The organism is Bacillus sp. NEB1478, assembly GCF_031582965.1.
GTDB lineage: Bacteria > Bacillota > Bacilli > Bacillales > Fictibacillaceae > Fictibacillus.
Map to the genome: position 1 here is coordinate 1369388 of NZ_CP134049.1, position 16728 is coordinate 1386115.

Sequence of the window (16728 nt, forward strand, 5' to 3'; positions counted from 1 at the left end):
CACATATGGTTTCGCAAAAAAGAATGTTGTTCATATCAGTTGTGTTTTTATCAATAATTCTTTTTTTAATTTACCGTTTGGCTGATATTCAGCTGATTTCTACCAATTCTTTTTCCAAACATAAAGTAAATCTGATAGAAGAAAGTGTAAATCAGCGTACACATCGTTTTACGATAAATGATGGAAGAGGTTATTTTCTAGATCGGAATGGAGAGCTTCTTTCGACAGATGTTAGACCGCAAATTGTTGTTTTCCCTAATCTTATAAAGAAAAAATGGCCGATAGCAAAAATAGCGAAGATTGTACAAGTAAATACTGGAAATCTGAGCAAGATGATGGCAAAATTATCAAAACCTGGAACACTTCCTATCCGGCATGAAATCACTGTTGAACAGATGAACGAAATCAATGCTTTAGAAATTCCAGGTTTATATGCACAGTTAGTTACTAGACGAAAACCACTTCCATTCGCAAATCATATTATTGGTGCAGTTGGAGAAGATCCAACATTAATCAAACAAAAATATCCGGATAAGCTCGATAAAGGTACAGTTTCGATTACAACAAAAACAGGCAAGAATGGGTTGCAGTATACGTTTGATCCATTTTTAATTTCAGAGGGAGAAACGCAGTTTATATATCATGTTGATCGGCAAGGTCACCCTTTGTTTGGGCTTGATGTAAAATACCGGTCGCAAACAAATCCTTTATATCCTCTGCATGTCAAAACAACCATTAACAAGAAAATGCAGGAATCAGTGGAAAAGTACATCGATTCATATGGATTGGAAAGTGGCGGAGCTGTTTTGTTGGATGTTGAATCGAGTGAGCTTCTCGCTATGGCAAGCAGACCGCTTTTTACAAGTAAAACCGTCTTTAAGCATCCAGATAACATGACGGCACAGCAAATACCTGGATCTGTTTTTAAAATCGTGACCACCGCTGCTGCTATTGAAAATAATAAGATTCAAAATAATAGACAGTATGACTGTAATTTAAATATCTATGGCAAACAGGACGAAAGACAGCTAGGATTGCTGAATTTTGAAGATAGTTTTGCCCGTAGCTGCAACAAAACCTTTGGGGATTTAGCGAATGAGATGACTGCTTCAAACCCGGATTGGATAAACGAATATGCCGGAAAATTAGGACTTCTGCAAAAAAACGGGTGGTCTGGAAAAGTGTATCATATCGATCACTTTTCCCATTTTTACAATGAAGAGAAAGGACAAGTAATCAGTCTGAAACAAAAGAAGGAAGATTATCAGAGTTCCTTAGCGATTTCTCAAACAGCAATTGGGCAGCTGGACGTTAAAATTACTCCTTTAGCTGCAGCGAATATGATGGCAACCATTGCAAGAGGAGGACCATGGAAGGAAGTAAAAGCTGCAAAATCCGTTAATTTCGCTAATGGAACCGAACTAATAAAGTTTAATGATCACGAAGGGGAATCAGATACTCTATCACCCTATACAATGATGAGATTACAAGCACTGCTCGTTGATGTCGTTAAAGATGAACAAGGAACAGGACATGGGCTGCAGACATTACCGTTTCAAGTTGCTGGAAAGTCAGGAACTGCTCAAAAAGGAACAGAAGCAAATATGAATAATAAATGGTTTGCCGGTTACTTTCCTGCGGATCAACCACGCTTCGCCCTTGTTGTTGTGGATTTGAAACACGACCAAACAAACAGAACTCTACCGGTTTTTGCTAATATTGCAAGAGAAGTTTTGAACATTTCAGATGCTGAAAAACATTAATACTATGGATAAAAATAGGGTAAAAGAAATAGGCTCGAACTCTTTAGTCATGTTAAAATAAAATTAGCTCATTTTAATGACTGGGAGGAAATCATGAAACGAAACGAAAGATATACAACGAGATCAGAAAAAAGAAAGCAAAATCGTTTTTTAAACATTGCAATTGGATTAGTAATTTTGTTGATCGCTGCGGTTGCATACAATTTGTTTTCTGGCAGCGATGAAGAAACCGCTTCAAGTTCTGAAACGCAGCAATCTCAAGAAAACACGGTTAACAAAGAAGATAATTCATCTATTGAGATGGAATCAGATAATGATGAACAGAAGAGTGATGAAAAATCTAAAGAGGATGATTCAGAAAACCAATCAGATTCTGAAGAAAATCAAGATGATGCAAATTCTGCTACACCAGAAGGCGGCGGTCCAGAAGGTCCTTGGGAACCAATCGGTACTTCTCAAAGCGAACCGCATCAAAAAACATATGATGATCAATCTCAAGACTGGAAAGAGATGGTCAGTGCCCTTTCTTATGCAACCGGCATTCCTGAAGATCAAATGACGATATTCTGGTTAGGAAACGGTGGAGGACCTGATTTATCCAAAGGTACGGTTCAATCGAAAATTGACCAGGTAAAATATGATGTTCAGTTACAATGGGTTCCTGAAAAAGGCTGGAAACCTACCACTGTAACACCTGCACAATAAACATGAGGACGATTCACGTAAAAGTGAATGGTCTTTTTTCTTTAATTTCAAGATTAAAAGTGCTCTAATAGTGTTAAGTAAAGAAAAAGGAGAAAGCAATTGAAAAAAAGCACATTTGTTTTGGGTATTCTTTTTGTTCTTCTTGTTCTGAACGGATGCTCAAACAATAATCATTCTAAGAAAGTAATCTATGTTTCTGCAGCATCGAGCTTGAAAAATCCTGTAACGGACTGGAAGCAACAATATGAGAAGAAACATCCGAACATTACTGTCAAAGCAAATTACGGAGCATCAGGTGTGCTCGTCAATCAAATTAAGAAAGGGGCGCCAGCTGACTTGTTTTTTGCGGCACAATCTGCAGACCGGTTTTTATCTGAAGGAGATTCCATAAAACTGATTAAAGAAGGAATTGTCGCATCAAATGAATTAGTATTTGTCGCTAATAAAAATGTTGATTCACCTGTACAATCTTTAGACGATATCCCATCTAACGTGAAGCTTGGAATAGGAGACCCTAAGCTAGTTCCGGCAGGGTATTATGCAGAAAAAGCTTTAAATCATACAGATAAAAAGAAAATTAAAGTCATATACGGGCAAAACGCGGTACATTTAAAAGGAATGGTTGAATCAGGGTCCGTAAAATATGCACTTATGTATAAGACGGATGCTATGAACAGCAAAAAAATTAATATTTTGAAAACCATACCGCAAACATGGTATCCCGAAATTGAATATCCCGTTTATCGCTTAAATAGCTCCAATAAAGAAAGCAAAGACTTTTTAAAGTATGTTAAGTCAAAACAAGGGCAACAAATCTTAAAGAAATACAAGTTCAGAGAGAGTGTTAAGCATTGACTCATTCCTTACTGTTATCCATTGAAACAGCAATTATAGCTACAATATGTGTATTCTTAATAGGGCTTCCTTTGTCTTATTTTTTTGCACGGACCTCTTTTAAAGGCAAAACGGTGATTGAAACACTTTTCAACTTGCCTTTAATTCTACCTCCATCAGTTGTCGGCTATTTATTATTATTGTTTCTTGGGGAAAGTGGGATTGGCCGTTTTGGAATCCACTGGATCTTTACGTGGAAGGCAGCTGTACTAGCAGGAGCTGTAGTAGCATTTCCGCTGTTTTTCCGTACTGCTAAAGCCTCTTTTGAAAGCTTAGATGAAAATATACTTGATGCAGCGAGGCTTGATGGCAGCTCCTATAGTATTTTTTACTGGGTTGGCCTACCTCTGGCGAAAAACGGAATTATTGCATCTGTTCTCCTGTCTTTTTTGCGGGCGGTTGGTGAATTTGGAGCAACACTAATGGTTGCAGGCAATATACCTGGTTCTACTCAAACAGCACCTCTTGCGATTTATGACCATGTTTTATTAGGAGAAGAAAAGGCAGCAATGCTTCTTTCATTGCTTTTGATTATTTTCTCTTTTATACTCCTCTCTCTCAGTTCATTTATAGCGAAAAAGTCTGCCTAAAAACTCTGATCTCTTTATCAGGGTTTTTTTATTATTTATGGAGATGATTCATTTGAAAAATTATTGAAAATGTGTTAATTTGGAACCTGTAAACTTTTAATTCATAGTATGTTGATAGGAATAATACAAATTGACGTTGGAGTGAAAAAAATGGGACGAGAATTTATTGATCTTTTTGATGAATGGTCATCATCATATGATGAGACAGTTTCAGGGGATGATAAGGAATATAAAGAAGTTTTTCATAAATATAATGAGATTTTAGATACTGTAGTTCAAAGATCTGGTAATGTCGTTTTAGAATTCGGTGTAGGTACTGGAAACCTAAGTGAAAAATTACTTTCAAAAGGTAAGAACGTTATTGGAATTGAGCCATCTAAAGGGATGAGAGAAAAAGCATTAGCTCGTAATCCTAAATTGGTCCTGCATGATGGAGATTTCTTATCGTTCCCCCCAGTGGATCATATTGATACTATTGTAAGTACGTACGCATTCCATCACCTGACTGATGATGAAAAAGACAAAGCGGTGGGACTCTATAGCCAGCTGCTTAAAAAAGATGGTAAAATTGTATTTGCTGATACCGCCTTCCTTCATGATGAAGACAAGAACGATCGTCATGAAAAAGTGAAAAATCAAGGATTTTTGAATTTATTAAAAGATCTTCAAACTGAATATTATACAACTCTAGGTGTTTTAGAAGATATTTTCAAAAAGCATCATTTTGATGTGTCATTCCAAAAACTGAATGAGTATGTATGGCTAATGGAAGCGGTAAAAAAATAATATTGGAGAATTAACTTTTATGAGAATTGGAATTATTGGAGCGATGGAAGAAGAGGTTGTTCTTTTAAGAGAGCAGCTAAGCGGCCTTCAGGTAAAAAAACTTGCAGGCTGTGAATTTTATCAAGGCTTTTTAAATGATCAAGAAGTTGTTTTACTGAAATCAGGAATCGGTAAAGTAAATGCAGCAATTGGATCAACACTAATGATTCAATTGTATGAACCAGATGTTATTTTGAACACGGGTTCAGCAGGCGGTTTTCACACAGACTTAAACGTTGGGGACGTTGTTATCTCTACTGAAGTTCGTCATCATGATGTGGATGCGACAATCTTTGGTTATGAGTATGGGCAAGTACCGCAAATGCCTGCAAAATATTTGCCAGATGAAAAGCTAGTAGAAGCAGCAGTTAAAGCAGGAGCAAAAGTTGAAAATATACAAGTAGTAAAAGGCTTGATTGCATCTGGTGATTCGTTTATGAGTGACCATGTGAGGGTAGAGGAGATACGAGAGAAATTTCCTTTGCTTTATGCAGCAGAGATGGAAGCGGCAGCTATTGCTCAAACTGCTTATCAGTTCGGAGTTCCATTTGTTATCATTCGCTCACTTTCCGATATTGCAGGAAAAGATGCACGTCTTTCTTATGATCAGTTTTTAAAAACGGCATCAAAGCATTCAGCAGAACTAGTACAAAAAATTGTAGAGGAGCTGAAATAAAGTTATGACTAAAAAAATGAATGTAGAAAGTTTTAATCTAGACCATACTAAAGTAGTTGCACCATATATTCGTCTTGCTGGTACGACAACAGGAGCAAGCGGTGATATTATCCACAAATACGATATCCGATTTTGTCAGCCAAACAAAGATCATATGCCAATGGAGGGACTTCATTCGATCGAGCACTTAATGGCTGAGAACATTCGTAACCATCATTCCACAGTGGTAGATATTAGTCCGATGGGCTGCCAAACTGGCTTTTATTTATCTGTTATCAATCATGACAATTACGATGAAATCTTAAAAGTGCTTGAAAAAACACTTCATGATGTATTAGAAGCAACCGAAGTCCCGGCATGTAACGAAGTACAATGCGGCTGGGCAGCAAATCATAGCCTTGAAGGCGCAAAAGAGATTGCTCGTAAAATGCTTTCTAAAAAAGATGAATGGCATATCGTATTCGCAGAATAGGGGTCGAGCAAGATGAACGTTTATAAAAATGTGCATGAATTGATTGGTAATACTCCATTGATGGAGATAACTCAATTTTCACTTCCTGAAGGAGTCCGCCTTTTTGCCAAATTAGAGTTCATGAATCCGGGTGGAAGCGTAAAAGACCGTTTAGGAGTCGAATTACTTGAACGTGCCCTGTCTACTGGAAAATTAAAACCTGGCGGTACTGTTATAGAGCCGACTGCAGGGAATACTGGAATCGGGTTAGCGCTGGCTGCAATTAATAAGGGATTAAATGTGTTGTTTGTTATTCCTGAAAAATTCAGCATCGAAAAACAGGAACTGATGAAGGCGCTCGGTGCCAAGATTGTTCATACTCCTACTGCTGAAGGTATAAAAGGGGCAATCCAAAAAACGAAGGAATTATTAAACGAAATTCCTGATTCGTTTTCTCCAGCACAATTTTCTAATCCTGACAATCCAAATACGTATTACAAAACACTCGGACCCGAAATTTGGAGAGATCTCGATGGTAAGGTTGACATTTTTGTCGCTGGAGCAGGAACAGGTGGTACCTTCATGGGAACTGCACGTTATTTGAAAGAGCAAAATCCAGATTTGAAAACGGTAATTGTTGAACCTGAAGGGTCTATTTTAAATGGCGGGGAATCAGGACCGCATAAAACCGAAGGAATCGGCATGGAATTTTTACCTGATTATATGGATTCGTCTTATTTTAACAGCATCCACACGGTAACAGACGTTGATGCGTTTAACCGTGTATCTGAATTGGCGAAAAAAGAAGGTTTGTTAGCAGGGAGTTCTTCAGGTGCTGCACTGCACGCAGCCCTAATCGAAGCGCAAACAGCAAAGAGCGGTGACGTAATCGTTACTATATTTGCTGATAGTTCGGAACGATATTTAAGCAAGAAAATTTATGAAGGAGGCATCTGAAATGAAAAGAAAAACTCAACTGATCCACGGAGGCATTCCTTCTGATAAGCAAACAGGAGCGGTGTCATTCCCAATCTATCAAGTAAGCACTTATAAGCAAGAAGAAGTAGGGGTTCATAAAGGTTATGAATATTCGAGAACAGGCAATCCTACTAGAAATGCTCTTGAAGAATTAATTAAAGATTTAGAGGGCGGAAAGCGCGGTTTTGCATTTGGTTCAGGAATGGCTGCTATTACCGCTGTTATGATGATGTTTGACTCTGGAGATCATGTTATTTTGACAGATGACGTTTACGGTGGAACATATCGTGTAATGTCAAAAGTTCTAAATCGTTTAGGAATTGAATCTACATTTGTAGATACAACAGACGTTAATCAAATCGAAGCTGCTTTAAAACCAAACACGAAAGCACTATATGTTGAAACACCTACAAACCCATTGCTGAAAGTAACAGACATTGAAGCTGCAGCAAAATGGGCAAAATCAAAGAACCTTTTATTTATGGTCGACAATACGTTTAATACACCATATTGGCAAAACCCTATCGCGCTAGGCGCTGATATCGTACTTCATTCAGCAACGAAGTATATTGGCGGTCATAGTGACGTTGTAGCTGGTCTTGTCGTTGTTAACGATGAAAAATTAGGTGAAGACCTCCACTTTGTTCAAAATTCAACAGGAGGCGTATTAGGACCCCAAGATTCATGGCTTTTAATTCGTGGTATTAAAACGCTTGGATTACGTATGGAAGCGCATGAAAGCAACACTAAAAAAATTGTTGATTTCCTAAAAGAACATCCATCCGTTGAAAAAATCTACTATCCAGGACTTGAAGAACACCCGCAGCACGATATAGCTAAAAAGCAATCTGGCGGTTTTGGCGGAATGGTGTCATTTGATGTTGGAAGTGAGGCGAAAGCTAATGAGGTACTGCAAAAAGTAAATTATTTTACTTTGGCAGAAAGCTTAGGAGCGGTAGAAAGCTTGATTTCTGTACCGGCAAGAATGACGCATGCTTCAATTCCCGTTGAGCGCAGAGCTGAACTTGGCATTACAGACGGATTGGTTCGAATTTCAGTAGGTATTGAGGATGTAGAAGATCTTATTGAAGATTTGAAAAATGCATTAAATAATTAGTTAAAACAAAGTGATTCAACGGTGTGATTAACCCCGCGTTGAATCACTTTTTCTTTTGTGATATAACAATTTAGACAAACTTTCTTCACGTTTTTGTCAAATGTATCTCCGTTGTATTTGCTCTGCCTATGTTATTCTTGTATTAGTGATTAGGAGGTAGAGGCTTATATGAATAACAATATGACGAAAGAATTAAAAAACAAAATAGCTGACTACCAGCGTTTTGGATTTATTTTATTGGCAGTTAGTACATTCTTTTATGTAGGATTAGTTCTTCCTGAAGATAAAAGTTTTATCCAATCCATTACTTTAGGCAGTGCTTCTCTCACATGTTTAGCATTCACAGTACTTATGTACAACACAGTAAAAAAGTGTAAAGTGAAGCTTCAAAAAATTTCTGGTTAACATAAAAATGATAAATCTATAATTTCAATTACCGTTCCTTTAATTAGGAACGGTTTTTTGTTTTTATTTTCCCTCTAAACGGGTATGAATACTGCATGACCCTAACAGGTCATACTAAGTTTTAACGACAATCTAAGAGAAAGAAGTGGATTTTTTGGGTATTATTTGGGCACTAATAACAGCGGTCTGCTGGGGTAGTATTGTACTAGTAAGTGAAAAGCTCGGAGGTGACTTTCATAGTCAAACGCTTGGGATGACTCTTGGAGCATTGCTGTTTTCCATCGTAGCATTCTTTGTCGTTCAGCCAGACATCACTATGACCGTGTTTGCAATCGGTGCTGTTTCAGGAATCTTCTGGGTAATCGGGCAGCGCAATCAATTTGCCAGTGTCGATTATTTAGGCGTTTCAAAAATTGTTCCGCTATCAACAGGAATGCAATTGTTTGGTACCACCTTATTTGGTGTCATTGTTTTTCATGAATGGAAAACAAAAACTGAGATCATTATCGGAATTATTGCGATCTGTGCGATTGTCGGTGGAGCATTATTAACTTCATTACGCGCAAAGAAAGGCAGCGAAAAAGACAATCAAAACTTAAAAAAGGGAATCACTATCCTCCTTATTTCAACGGTTGGATATGTTACATATGTTGTCCTCATTAAATGGTTTGAAATTAACGGTTGGGAAGCTATCCTGCCTCAGGCTGTGGGAATGTTTATTGGGGCGCTCATTATGTCCTTCAAACATAAGCCGTTCAATAAGTATTCGATAAGAAATATTTTGACAGGATTGATTTGGAGTACAGGAAACCTTACGTTGTTACTTGCTCTTCCACTGATTGGGATCGCAACAAGCTTTTCACTTTCTCAGACAGGAATTATTATTTCGACATTAGGCGGAATCTTTATATTAGGAGAAAAGCGAAGCAAAAAAGAGATCATATGGGTGATTTCAGGGTGTGTGCTGATTATTGTCGGCGGTGTGATGTTAGGATTTACAAAATCATAAAGAAGGAGTTGACTGTTTATGTATCCAGATCTTAAAGGAAAGACAGTAGTGATTACTGGAGCGGCTAGTGGAATCGGAAAAGCATGTGCACTTCGATTTGGGGAAGAAAAAGCAAATGTAGTCATTAATTATTTTGATGACAAACAGAAAGCAGATGCAAATATGATCGTGAGCGAAATTCAGGAAAATGGTGGAAAAGGGCTTATTTTTCAAGGTGATGTTACAAAAGAAGAAGATATAAAAAAATTAATCAAAACGGCAATAGATGAGTTTGGTTCTCTTGATGTGCTGATCAACAATGCAGGAATTGAAAATGAGGTTCCGTCACATGAACTTTCTTTGGAAGACTGGAATAAAGTCATTTCTACAAACCTTACGGGGCAATTTTTAGGCTGCCGAGAAGCTTTAGATTATTTCGTAGATCATAATATTCAAGGGTCCATTATCAACATGTCCAGTGTTCATGAAATCATTCCTTGGCCACACTTCGTACATTATGCTGCAAGTAAAGGTGGCATAAAATTAATGACAGAAACATTGGCGTTAGAATATGCACCTAAAAAAATTCGAGTCAACAATATTGCGCCAGGTGCAATCAATACGCCGATCAATGCCGAGAAATTTGCAGACCCAGAAAAAAAAGAAGGGGTCGAAAAGCTGATTCCAATGGGGTATATCGGCGAACCTGAAGAAATTGCTGCAACAGCCGCTTGGCTAGCATCTAGTCAAGCCAGCTATGTAACAGGCTTAACTTTAATTGCAGACGGTGGTATGACATTATATCCAGGCTTTCAAGCGGGAAAAGGTTAAACCATTTATAGAAATAAAAGAAGACTCAAAAGTGAAAATTAACCACTTTGGGTCTTTTTTTGTTAAGAGAGTACCGGTTTTTTCATTTTTGGCATGTCATTTTTAAAAAAGAGAGAGATGAGCCAATTTTTGTCCTATCATCCTTATATTCCAGCTGATCTTCATAGGTTTAAGCTATCAATTTTCATTAATTCCACATTAGTCTGCAAAAAAATAACCTAAACGAATAGTGCAGCATCGTTTAGGTCATCCTTATCTTTACATTTAAATTATAAAAGAATTCCTGTTAAAGTGCCGATACACAACAGAATGCCGAATGCCATATGCAGCAATGCTGTTAAACCAAGCACTTTGTTCAGCTGTTTTGCCTCCCAAGTTGAAACGGCGATTTTTAAACCTTTTAATGCGATTGGTAATGTAATTGCTGCGATTAGACTCCAAACAGGAAGGATATCCATTAAAACTAGAGCAAATAAGCTTACGTACGTTCCTAGCATTAGGATATAATATTCAATTCGGGATGCTTTTCTCCCAATCAATCCAGCAACTGTCGTTTTGCCAATTTGTTTATCCGTATCAAAGTCTCTCAAATTATTAGCATGCAGAATGGACATTACCAGAAGTGCATTAGGTATTGCTGCTAAAAAAATCTCTGCATTCAAATTGAGAGTTTGGGTATAAAAAGCACCAACAACCGCTAATATACCAAGAGTGCTCCCTGAAGCAACTTCTCCTAATCCGTTATAAGCTAAAGCATATCTTGTTGCTGTATAAAAATAACCAACAAACAGGGATGGTATACCTAATAATAAAACCATTGGACCTGTTAACGCAGTTAAAATAAGACCGATCATGATACTTAATGCAAAGAAAATAAGTCCTGTAATATATACTTGACGCGGAGTCATCTCTTTTCTGTCGATAACCCCAGAAGGACTTAAACTTCCAGCAGTATCGGCACCTTTAACGTGATCAAAATAATCGTTAATAAGATTTGTACCGCATTGAAGAAACAGGGCACCTGCTAAAGTTAGTAAAAAAGTAATCCAATTTATGCCTGTCCACTGTAAAGCTAGAATTGTTCCAAACAATACTGGGATAACAGAAGCTGTTAGTGAAATTGGCCTCGTTGACGCGATTAAAATTTTAGGATGTATCATCTTACGTTTCCCCCTTTACAAGCATAATTATAATAAAAGTTTGTGAAAGTGTACACATAAAAGTTTAGTTAGTGAAATAGCCCCATTTTTCTAATAAAAGCAAATTAGAAGGAAACATTTAGAGGTACTTGCATATTCTTTTAAAGGCCGTAAAAAAAAAACTTTACAATACTTGGTAAAATGTGTATGATTTGCTAAGAATAGTAAAAAAACGAGGAGGTTGAACAAAATGATGTATACAGCAAAATGCAATCAACAATTTCATATGAAAATGTGTTCGACCGCCCATTGGAGCAGTTTGTCTATATAACTATGTTTAAAGACACCGCAGGTCGAATACCTGCGGTTTTTTTGTGTCATTTTTACACCGCAGGGTTGCTCTGCGGTGTTTTTTATATTTAACAAAACAAAGGAGGAGTTTGTAATGATAATGATTAGCATTACACTTTTAACATGGTTTTTAACGGAGAAAGACTCGACCTGACCGTTAAAATAGAAATCGAGAAAGACTAGAAAACAAAAAAATAACAGGAGTGATTCATTCTATGTTTACGTTGCATTTATTTTTTGTAACTATAACCTTTTCGTTTAAGAGAAAACATCGATCAGATGAGTTATATGCTGACGATTTAAGAGTAAAATCTCTTTATGAACGTGCACAAGAAAAGGTATTATCCAATTTGACATCCATGATGTAATAACAAAAGAGCCTTTCGTGCAGATTGCACACAAAGGCTCTTTATTTATTCATACCAACAGGCAAGAAATAGGAGAGGTTATCAGTAATCCGATTACCAACACGATATCCAAATGCACTTGGTTTACCATTGATAATAAATGTTCCCATCATCCTGTGGCCTTCAATCACACCTTTTTCAGTCTCAAATGTCATTTTCGGCAGCGGGGTGTATTTTTGAAAGACACTCATATATGCTCCGTAAGATTCATGTTCATCTCGATCAAAAAGATGTCCGTTCTCATCAAATAGCCTGACAGTATCACCTTCCCTACCGAATACTGGTTTTTGGACAAATTTTTCTTTCTTCATTAAGAAGGTATCTGGTTCTAGATAAGTAGGGAGAAAATATTCCTCAATCCATACATGTTCTTCGCAGGTGAAAAAAGGAGATTTTTCTTCGTGCAATCCCCAAATTACAGCCATAGCAGCTTTGCTTTGCAATAAGAAAGCAGATGGGGGATTAATGATTGCAAGCTTGTTTTGATGAACTAGTTCCGTTAATTGCAATCCTATTTCTTCATTGGTTTTCACATCTTTATCTTGAATAAGCATTTCAATCGGAAACGTTTGCCTGTACAATACATCAATTTTTTTCCCTTCTGGATCAAACAAACCATGATCTTTTTGAATGACCAACTTGTCCAATGAAACGTATTGAGAAGGAAAACCACATAATTCCTTCAAATAAAGAACAGTCTGTTTATCTTCAATATTCTCATCATGTGAGGTGAAGACTATATTTGGAGAATGGTCAGATTGAAGTTGACGGTAAGATGTCAAGATAGCTGTTCTTATCGCTTTTTTTAAATCACTTTCCATTTCAGCATTTGGATTATTTGCATTTAGATGATCACACAGCATTCCATTTATTTTAAAACATTCATAAATAAACGTAGGAGTGTCACTGTTAAACTCCATCACTTTATGCCCATTTTCTGTTTCAATCGAATCTATTCTTCCGATCACTGTTTTGGGCATTGCCGATTGGAATCTGAGAAACGTGAATAAGGAATCTGGAAATCCTAATAATGTTAATGTCTCATTAGAAAGCTCCGGAGATTGCAAAAGGTCAGCTGTTTTAAAAAGAATATGGCTCACTTTTGTTCCAAAATCATGTATGAGTTCTTTTTCTTTCTCATCAATCATATAAGGTTGAAATAACGCATATTCTTGTCCGTACATATCTGCCCAAAACTCTGGTATCTTTTCATAAAACGCTTTTCTTTCTGTTCGATAGTTACTCATAGTTCCTCCACGGCTCAAAAAACTGATATCATAAACATAACAAATTGAAAAGGGATTGAAAATGATGGAACTGACATATTACATAGAAAAATTAGATGAGTATGAACCTTATTTAAGCTATAAAATTCCTGAAAATATGAATCATGATGAAAAATATGCTCGCCAGCTTTGCGAGTATTTCGTTCATGGCGGCATTGAATATGAACTGCAATCAAATGAAATGAAAGACAATGAAGAGATTTTAGTTGTTAAAGAAAAGGGAGCAGCTAAAAAATTTACAGATGAAGCGAGCTATAAAGGTAGAGGGATATTTATTGAGTTTCGTCAATATAGCGAAACGGGAGAAATGCCATTATTGCACCTGCAAGCATTAAATAACCATTGGGATGTAATTCGCTATTTATTAAAAGATGTGATAGATATTCCGCAAAAAGGTCAATATTTGAGAGATTCAGCAGAAATAGATGAGGACAGGGCAGTTTATGTGATGTATGTTGGAGAAAAAATATAAGCATGCGGGTGATAATCCGCATGCTTTTTTAATACGTTAAACACTGAGCAATAACCCAGCCGACTGAAAGGCTTAAAAACATAACCAGTAATCCAACTGCTTTATTGTCTTCATCGATTGCTTTAGAGATACTTGAACGAATCGCTAAATGTTCAGCTACAAACAATGCGATGATCTGTGCAATGATTCCAACTGTACCCCAAATCAATAAATCGATAATACTTAAAGAGTTTGCAATAGATGATCCTATGACAAATGAAAGTCCAAATAACCTACCGCCAAGAGACAAAGCTGCTGCTGTATTGCCATTCGCGATCAATTTTAGCTCTTTTGTTTTTGTTGTTAATTCAAATACTACAAATCCAACGAAGAGAAGAGCAAGACCTGTAGCAGCGTACAATGTAAAATTTAAAAATAAGTTCATTTTAGCAACTCCTCAATTTTTATCCGCCAAAGCCTTTGCCGCTTCCAAACCCAGAACTCCCACCCTTAAAACTGGAACTGCTTTTGTAGGACTTATAAGAAGAACTTTTTAACAAACTGCTTTTGCTGTTAAAGAAACTTCCGCCATAAAAATAATGGCCAAAATAACGAGAGTTTGTATCATCACACTCATAAACGCCATCATCAGCATCCCATTCCCAATCTTGGCACTCCGTATCTGTCGGTTCAGGCGGAATATCTTGTGTCTGATTATTACAGCCTGAAAGCAAAACGGCTACAGAAGCAGTTGAAACCCCCGCAATTAGCTTTTTTGTTTTGTTCACAATCTTCACCTCATCCCAAGCCTAATTATAGTATGCAGACCTTGTAATTGAAAACCATATATTTCATGTACGAAAAAAATTTAAAAAGGTTTCCACTCTGCTTTTATTAGTTCTTTGATTGAAACAACATAAGTATGTAAAGAATTATCTTTTTGTAAATAAAAAAAGAGCTGCGATCAGAAATAAAAATCCAGTTATTCGTTGCCCATCAATTGGAATTTGTTTCATTCCAAGCAAACCAAAATGATCAATAATTGAACTTGTCATTAGCTGTGCAACAATGATTGCAATTATTGCAGCCGCAACACCGATTTTAGGGACAGAAAGAACGAGTGTATAAACATAAAAAGCACCTAATAACCCTCCAATAAGCTGCCATTTCGGTACAGTAGTGACATTTAAGATATTTCCTTTTCCAAAAATGAGCATCATAAAAAATAACGCAATCGTTCCAATAAGGAATGATAAGAATGCTCCTTCAATTACACCTACTTGTTTTCCTAATCCTCCGTTTACACCTGCTTGAATTGATACAGCAATACCACCCATAAAAACGGTTAAGACCATTAACCAGTTCATCGATCGTCAACACCTTTTCATTTGTTATAGGTAAAAACTAACAATCAGGATTTCTACGACAGTGATACTACTTTAACATAAAGTAAAAATTTTTAAGGTAAATTATTAGAAATTTCAAAAAACGACAAAAAGAGAGGATATTTCCTCGTAAATTCTACAATATATTTAAAGTGTATATGATACGTTTTTTCTAATAAGTTTGTTTCTTAATCTATACAAAGAAAGGGAGGACGAGCTATCAAACGATACATTTGAACAGCGTCTCTTTATTTTAATGCATGTTTTTTCAGTTTGTAAGATTCCCCTGTCTTTTTGTTACAGAGATATATGCCACAAGCCTATCACATTCAATTATTCTACTTTTTTCCATGGATTACCACAAAAAATCAGCTCTTCTTTACAAAGTGATAAAAAACGATCGTTATTTTTTTACATTATGTTAAATGTAATAAATCTATTAAACATATAAAATAGACTTAATATTCAAAAGATTCAAATAAAAATTAAATCCATTTACAGAGGCTACATACTAAACAAAATTAGAGGAGGAATAGAAATGTCTGATTTGGTAAAAATTGGTTTGATTCAAGCGATTCATGATGTGGATGGTAATGAGCCTGTATCGGTTCATAAAGAAAAATCCATTGAGAAGCATATAAAACTTGTAAGAGACGCAGCTGAAAAAGGAGCTCAGATTATTTGTTTACAGGAGATATTCTATGGTCCATATTTTTGTGCAGAACAAAATTCAAAATGGTATGACTCAGCTGAAGAAATTCCAAATGGGCCAACAACAAACAGATTTATGGCATTAGCGAGGGAATTGGGAGTAGTTATCGTTCTGCCTATTTATGAACGTGAAGGTATTGCCACTTACTATAATACAGCAGCTGTTATTGATGCTGATGGTTCTTACCTGGGAAAATACCGGAAACAGCATATCCCGCATGTAAAAGTGGGGAATGAGGGATGTGGTTTCTGGGAGAAATATTACTTTAAACCTGGCAACCTGGGTTATCCCGTTTTTGATACAGCATTCGCAAAAGTAGGTGTTTATATTTGTTATGATCGTCATTTTCCAGAAGGGGCAAGACTACTAGGATTGAAAGGTGCTGAAATTGTCTTTAATCCTTCAGCTACTGTTGCAGGATTATCTGAATACTTATGGAAGCTTGAGCAGCCAGCACATGCAGTTGCAAATGGTTATTATCTAGGCGCGATCAATCGAGTTGGAACAGAAGGTCCTTGGAAAATGGGTGAGTTTTACGGCCAATCCTATTTAGTTGACCCTCGTGGTAGTTTTGTTGCCATTGGCAGCCGGGATCAAGATGAAGTAATCATTGGAGAAATGAATAAAAAAATGATTCGGGAAGTGCGTGATCTATGGCAATTTTATCGTGACCGCCGCCCAGAAACGTATGGAGAAATGACGGCATTACTCCCATAAATTTTTGGCTAAAGCCGTGCTACTCCTTTTTAATCCATATTTCTATCATCTCAAAAG

Annotated in this window: 20 protein-coding genes; 15 read left to right on the plus strand and 5 right to left on the minus strand. The window is 36.7% G+C overall.

All coding sequences use genetic code 11. The features are described from left to right. Positions 1-5: 5 nt before the first annotated feature. The 12 genes from RGB74_RS06545 (at position 6) to RGB74_RS06600 (ending at position 10223) form a co-directional block, all read left to right on the plus strand. Entirely contained in the window at positions 6-1763 is a 1758-nt protein-coding gene (locus RGB74_RS06545; RefSeq protein ID WP_310762184.1) for a peptidoglycan D,D-transpeptidase FtsI family protein, read from the plus strand. Positions 1764-1856: 93 nt separating this feature from the next. Beyond that, entirely contained in the window at positions 1857-2468 is a 612-nt protein-coding gene (locus RGB74_RS06550; protein WP_310762185.1) for a YrrS family protein, read from the plus strand. Positions 2469-2567: 99 nt separating this feature from the next. After that, the gene (gene modA, locus RGB74_RS06555; protein WP_310762186.1) at positions 2568-3323 is read left to right on the plus strand and encodes a molybdate ABC transporter substrate-binding protein; all 756 of its coding nucleotides are present in this window, start codon (positions 2568-2570) and stop codon (positions 3321-3323) included. Continuing rightward, positions 3320-3952 carry a molybdate ABC transporter permease subunit gene (gene modB, locus RGB74_RS06560; RefSeq protein WP_310762187.1) on the plus strand — a complete coding sequence of 211 codons (633 nt, stop codon included), beginning with the start codon at positions 3320-3322 and terminating at the stop codon, positions 3950-3952. The genes modA and modB overlap by 4 nt, the downstream gene beginning before the upstream one ends. A 150-nt stretch (positions 3953-4102) precedes the next feature. Further along, complete coding sequence (locus RGB74_RS06565; protein WP_310762188.1) at positions 4103-4738, plus strand: class I SAM-dependent DNA methyltransferase; 636 nt, start codon at positions 4103-4105, stop codon at positions 4736-4738. Between the two features lie 19 nt (positions 4739-4757). Next, on the plus strand, positions 4758-5453 hold the full coding sequence (mtnN, locus tag RGB74_RS06570) for a 5'-methylthioadenosine/S-adenosylhomocysteine nucleosidase (protein ID WP_310762189.1): 696 nt from the start codon (positions 4758-4760) through the stop codon (positions 5451-5453). A gap of 4 nt (positions 5454-5457) precedes the next feature. Continuing rightward, complete coding sequence (locus RGB74_RS06575; RefSeq protein WP_310762190.1) at positions 5458-5925, plus strand: S-ribosylhomocysteine lyase; 468 nt, start codon at positions 5458-5460, stop codon at positions 5923-5925. Between the two features lie 12 nt (positions 5926-5937). Continuing rightward, positions 5938-6861, plus strand: a complete 924-nt coding sequence (locus tag RGB74_RS06580) for a PLP-dependent cysteine synthase family protein (RefSeq protein ID WP_310762191.1) — start codon at positions 5938-5940, stop codon at positions 6859-6861. A gap of 1 nt (position 6862) precedes the next feature. Continuing rightward, on the plus strand, positions 6863-7999 hold the full coding sequence (locus RGB74_RS06585) for a bifunctional cystathionine gamma-lyase/homocysteine desulfhydrase (RefSeq protein ID WP_310762192.1): 1137 nt from the start codon (positions 6863-6865) through the stop codon (positions 7997-7999). Positions 8000-8167: 168 nt separating this feature from the next. After that, the gene (locus tag RGB74_RS06590; protein WP_396136026.1) at positions 8168-8404 is read left to right on the plus strand and encodes a YrhC family protein; all 237 of its coding nucleotides are present in this window, start codon (positions 8168-8170) and stop codon (positions 8402-8404) included. Positions 8405-8558: 154 nt separating this feature from the next. Then, the gene (locus RGB74_RS06595; protein WP_310762193.1) at positions 8559-9413 is read left to right on the plus strand and encodes a GRP family sugar transporter; all 855 of its coding nucleotides are present in this window, start codon (positions 8559-8561) and stop codon (positions 9411-9413) included. Positions 9414-9431: 18 nt separating this feature from the next. Further along, positions 9432-10223: a glucose 1-dehydrogenase gene (locus RGB74_RS06600; RefSeq protein ID WP_310762194.1), complete on the plus strand. Its 792-nt coding sequence runs from the start codon at positions 9432-9434 to the stop codon at positions 10221-10223. A 269-nt stretch (positions 10224-10492) separates the two neighbouring features. Here RGB74_RS06600 and menA read toward each other — a convergent pair whose 3' ends face one another. Continuing rightward, positions 10493-11383 carry a 1,4-dihydroxy-2-naphthoate octaprenyltransferase gene (menA, locus tag RGB74_RS06605; protein WP_310762195.1) on the minus strand — a complete coding sequence of 297 codons (891 nt, stop codon included), beginning with the start codon at positions 11381-11383 and terminating at the stop codon, positions 10493-10495. 545 nt (positions 11384-11928) lie between these two features. On the opposite strand from menA, the gene RGB74_RS06610 reads away from it, so the two are divergent. Further along, positions 11929-12081: a hypothetical protein gene (locus tag RGB74_RS06610; protein ID WP_310762196.1), complete on the plus strand. Its 153-nt coding sequence runs from the start codon at positions 11929-11931 to the stop codon at positions 12079-12081. Positions 12082-12122: 41 nt separating this feature from the next. Here the strand turns inward: RGB74_RS06610 and RGB74_RS06615 are convergent, their stop codons facing one another. Beyond that, on the minus strand, positions 12123-13367 hold the full coding sequence (locus RGB74_RS06615) for a glutathionylspermidine synthase family protein (protein ID WP_310762197.1): 1245 nt from the start codon (positions 13365-13367) through the stop codon (positions 12123-12125). 61 nt (positions 13368-13428) lie between these two features. On the opposite strand from RGB74_RS06615, the gene RGB74_RS06620 reads away from it, so the two are divergent. Then, on the plus strand, positions 13429-13878 hold the full coding sequence (locus tag RGB74_RS06620; RefSeq protein ID WP_310762198.1) for an RNA helicase: 450 nt from the start codon (positions 13429-13431) through the stop codon (positions 13876-13878). A gap of 28 nt (positions 13879-13906) precedes the next feature. Here the strand turns inward: RGB74_RS06620 and RGB74_RS06625 are convergent, their stop codons facing one another. The 3 genes from RGB74_RS06625 to RGB74_RS06635 all read right to left on the minus strand — a co-directional run bounded on the left by RGB74_RS06625 (position 13907) and on the right by RGB74_RS06635 (position 15224). Next, positions 13907-14302, minus strand: a complete 396-nt coding sequence (locus RGB74_RS06625; protein WP_310762199.1) for a DUF350 domain-containing protein — start codon at positions 14300-14302, stop codon at positions 13907-13909. A gap of 19 nt (positions 14303-14321) precedes the next feature. Then, positions 14322-14645: an aminotransferase yhxA gene (locus RGB74_RS06630; protein WP_310762200.1), complete on the minus strand. Its 324-nt coding sequence runs from the start codon at positions 14643-14645 to the stop codon at positions 14322-14324. Positions 14646-14789: 144 nt separating this feature from the next. Beyond that, a complete protein-coding gene (locus tag RGB74_RS06635) occupies positions 14790-15224 on the minus strand; it encodes a DMT family transporter (protein ID WP_310762202.1) in 435 nt (144 codons plus the stop codon). 556 nt (positions 15225-15780) lie between these two features. On the opposite strand from RGB74_RS06635, the gene RGB74_RS06640 reads away from it, so the two are divergent. After that, positions 15781-16671 (plus strand): nitrilase-related carbon-nitrogen hydrolase, encoded by an 891-nt coding sequence (locus RGB74_RS06640; protein ID WP_310762203.1) that lies wholly within the window; start codon positions 15781-15783, stop codon positions 16669-16671. Positions 16672-16728 lie beyond the last annotated feature (57 nt).

Bases quoted from the DNA above. Each gene is read 5' to 3' on its own strand.
- RGB74_RS06545 (WP_310762184.1), top strand. From the start codon at position 6: ATGGTTTCGCAAAAAAGAATGTTGTTCATATCAGTTGTGTTTTTATCA.
- RGB74_RS06550 (WP_310762185.1), top strand. From the start codon at position 1,857: ATGAAACGAAACGAAAGATATACAACGAGATCAGAAAAAAGAAAGCAA.
- RGB74_RS06565 (WP_310762188.1), top strand. From the start codon at position 4,103: ATGGGACGAGAATTTATTGATCTTTTTGATGAATGGTCATCATCATAT.
- mtnN (WP_310762189.1), top strand. From the start codon at position 4,758: ATGAGAATTGGAATTATTGGAGCGATGGAAGAAGAGGTTGTTCTTTTA.
- RGB74_RS06575 (WP_310762190.1), top strand. From the start codon at position 5,458: ATGACTAAAAAAATGAATGTAGAAAGTTTTAATCTAGACCATACTAAA.
- RGB74_RS06580 (WP_310762191.1), top strand. From the start codon at position 5,938: ATGAACGTTTATAAAAATGTGCATGAATTGATTGGTAATACTCCATTG.
- RGB74_RS06585 (WP_310762192.1), top strand. From the start codon at position 6,863: ATGAAAAGAAAAACTCAACTGATCCACGGAGGCATTCCTTCTGATAAG.
- RGB74_RS06590 (WP_396136026.1), top strand. From the start codon at position 8,168: ATGAATAACAATATGACGAAAGAATTAAAAAACAAAATAGCTGACTAC.
- RGB74_RS06600 (WP_310762194.1), top strand. From the start codon at position 9,432: ATGTATCCAGATCTTAAAGGAAAGACAGTAGTGATTACTGGAGCGGCT.
- menA (WP_310762195.1), bottom strand. From the start codon at position 11,383: ATGATACATCCTAAAATTTTAATCGCGTCAACGAGGCCAATTTCACTA.
- RGB74_RS06610 (WP_310762196.1), top strand. From the start codon at position 11,929: ATGTTTACGTTGCATTTATTTTTTGTAACTATAACCTTTTCGTTTAAG.
- RGB74_RS06615 (WP_310762197.1), bottom strand. From the start codon at position 13,367: ATGAGTAACTATCGAACAGAAAGAAAAGCGTTTTATGAAAAGATACCA.
- RGB74_RS06620 (WP_310762198.1), top strand. From the start codon at position 13,429: ATGATGGAACTGACATATTACATAGAAAAATTAGATGAGTATGAACCT.
- RGB74_RS06625 (WP_310762199.1), bottom strand. From the start codon at position 14,302: ATGAACTTATTTTTAAATTTTACATTGTACGCTGCTACAGGTCTTGCT.
- RGB74_RS06635 (WP_310762202.1), bottom strand. From the start codon at position 15,224: ATGAACTGGTTAATGGTCTTAACCGTTTTTATGGGTGGTATTGCTGTA.
- RGB74_RS06640 (WP_310762203.1), top strand. From the start codon at position 15,781: ATGTCTGATTTGGTAAAAATTGGTTTGATTCAAGCGATTCATGATGTG.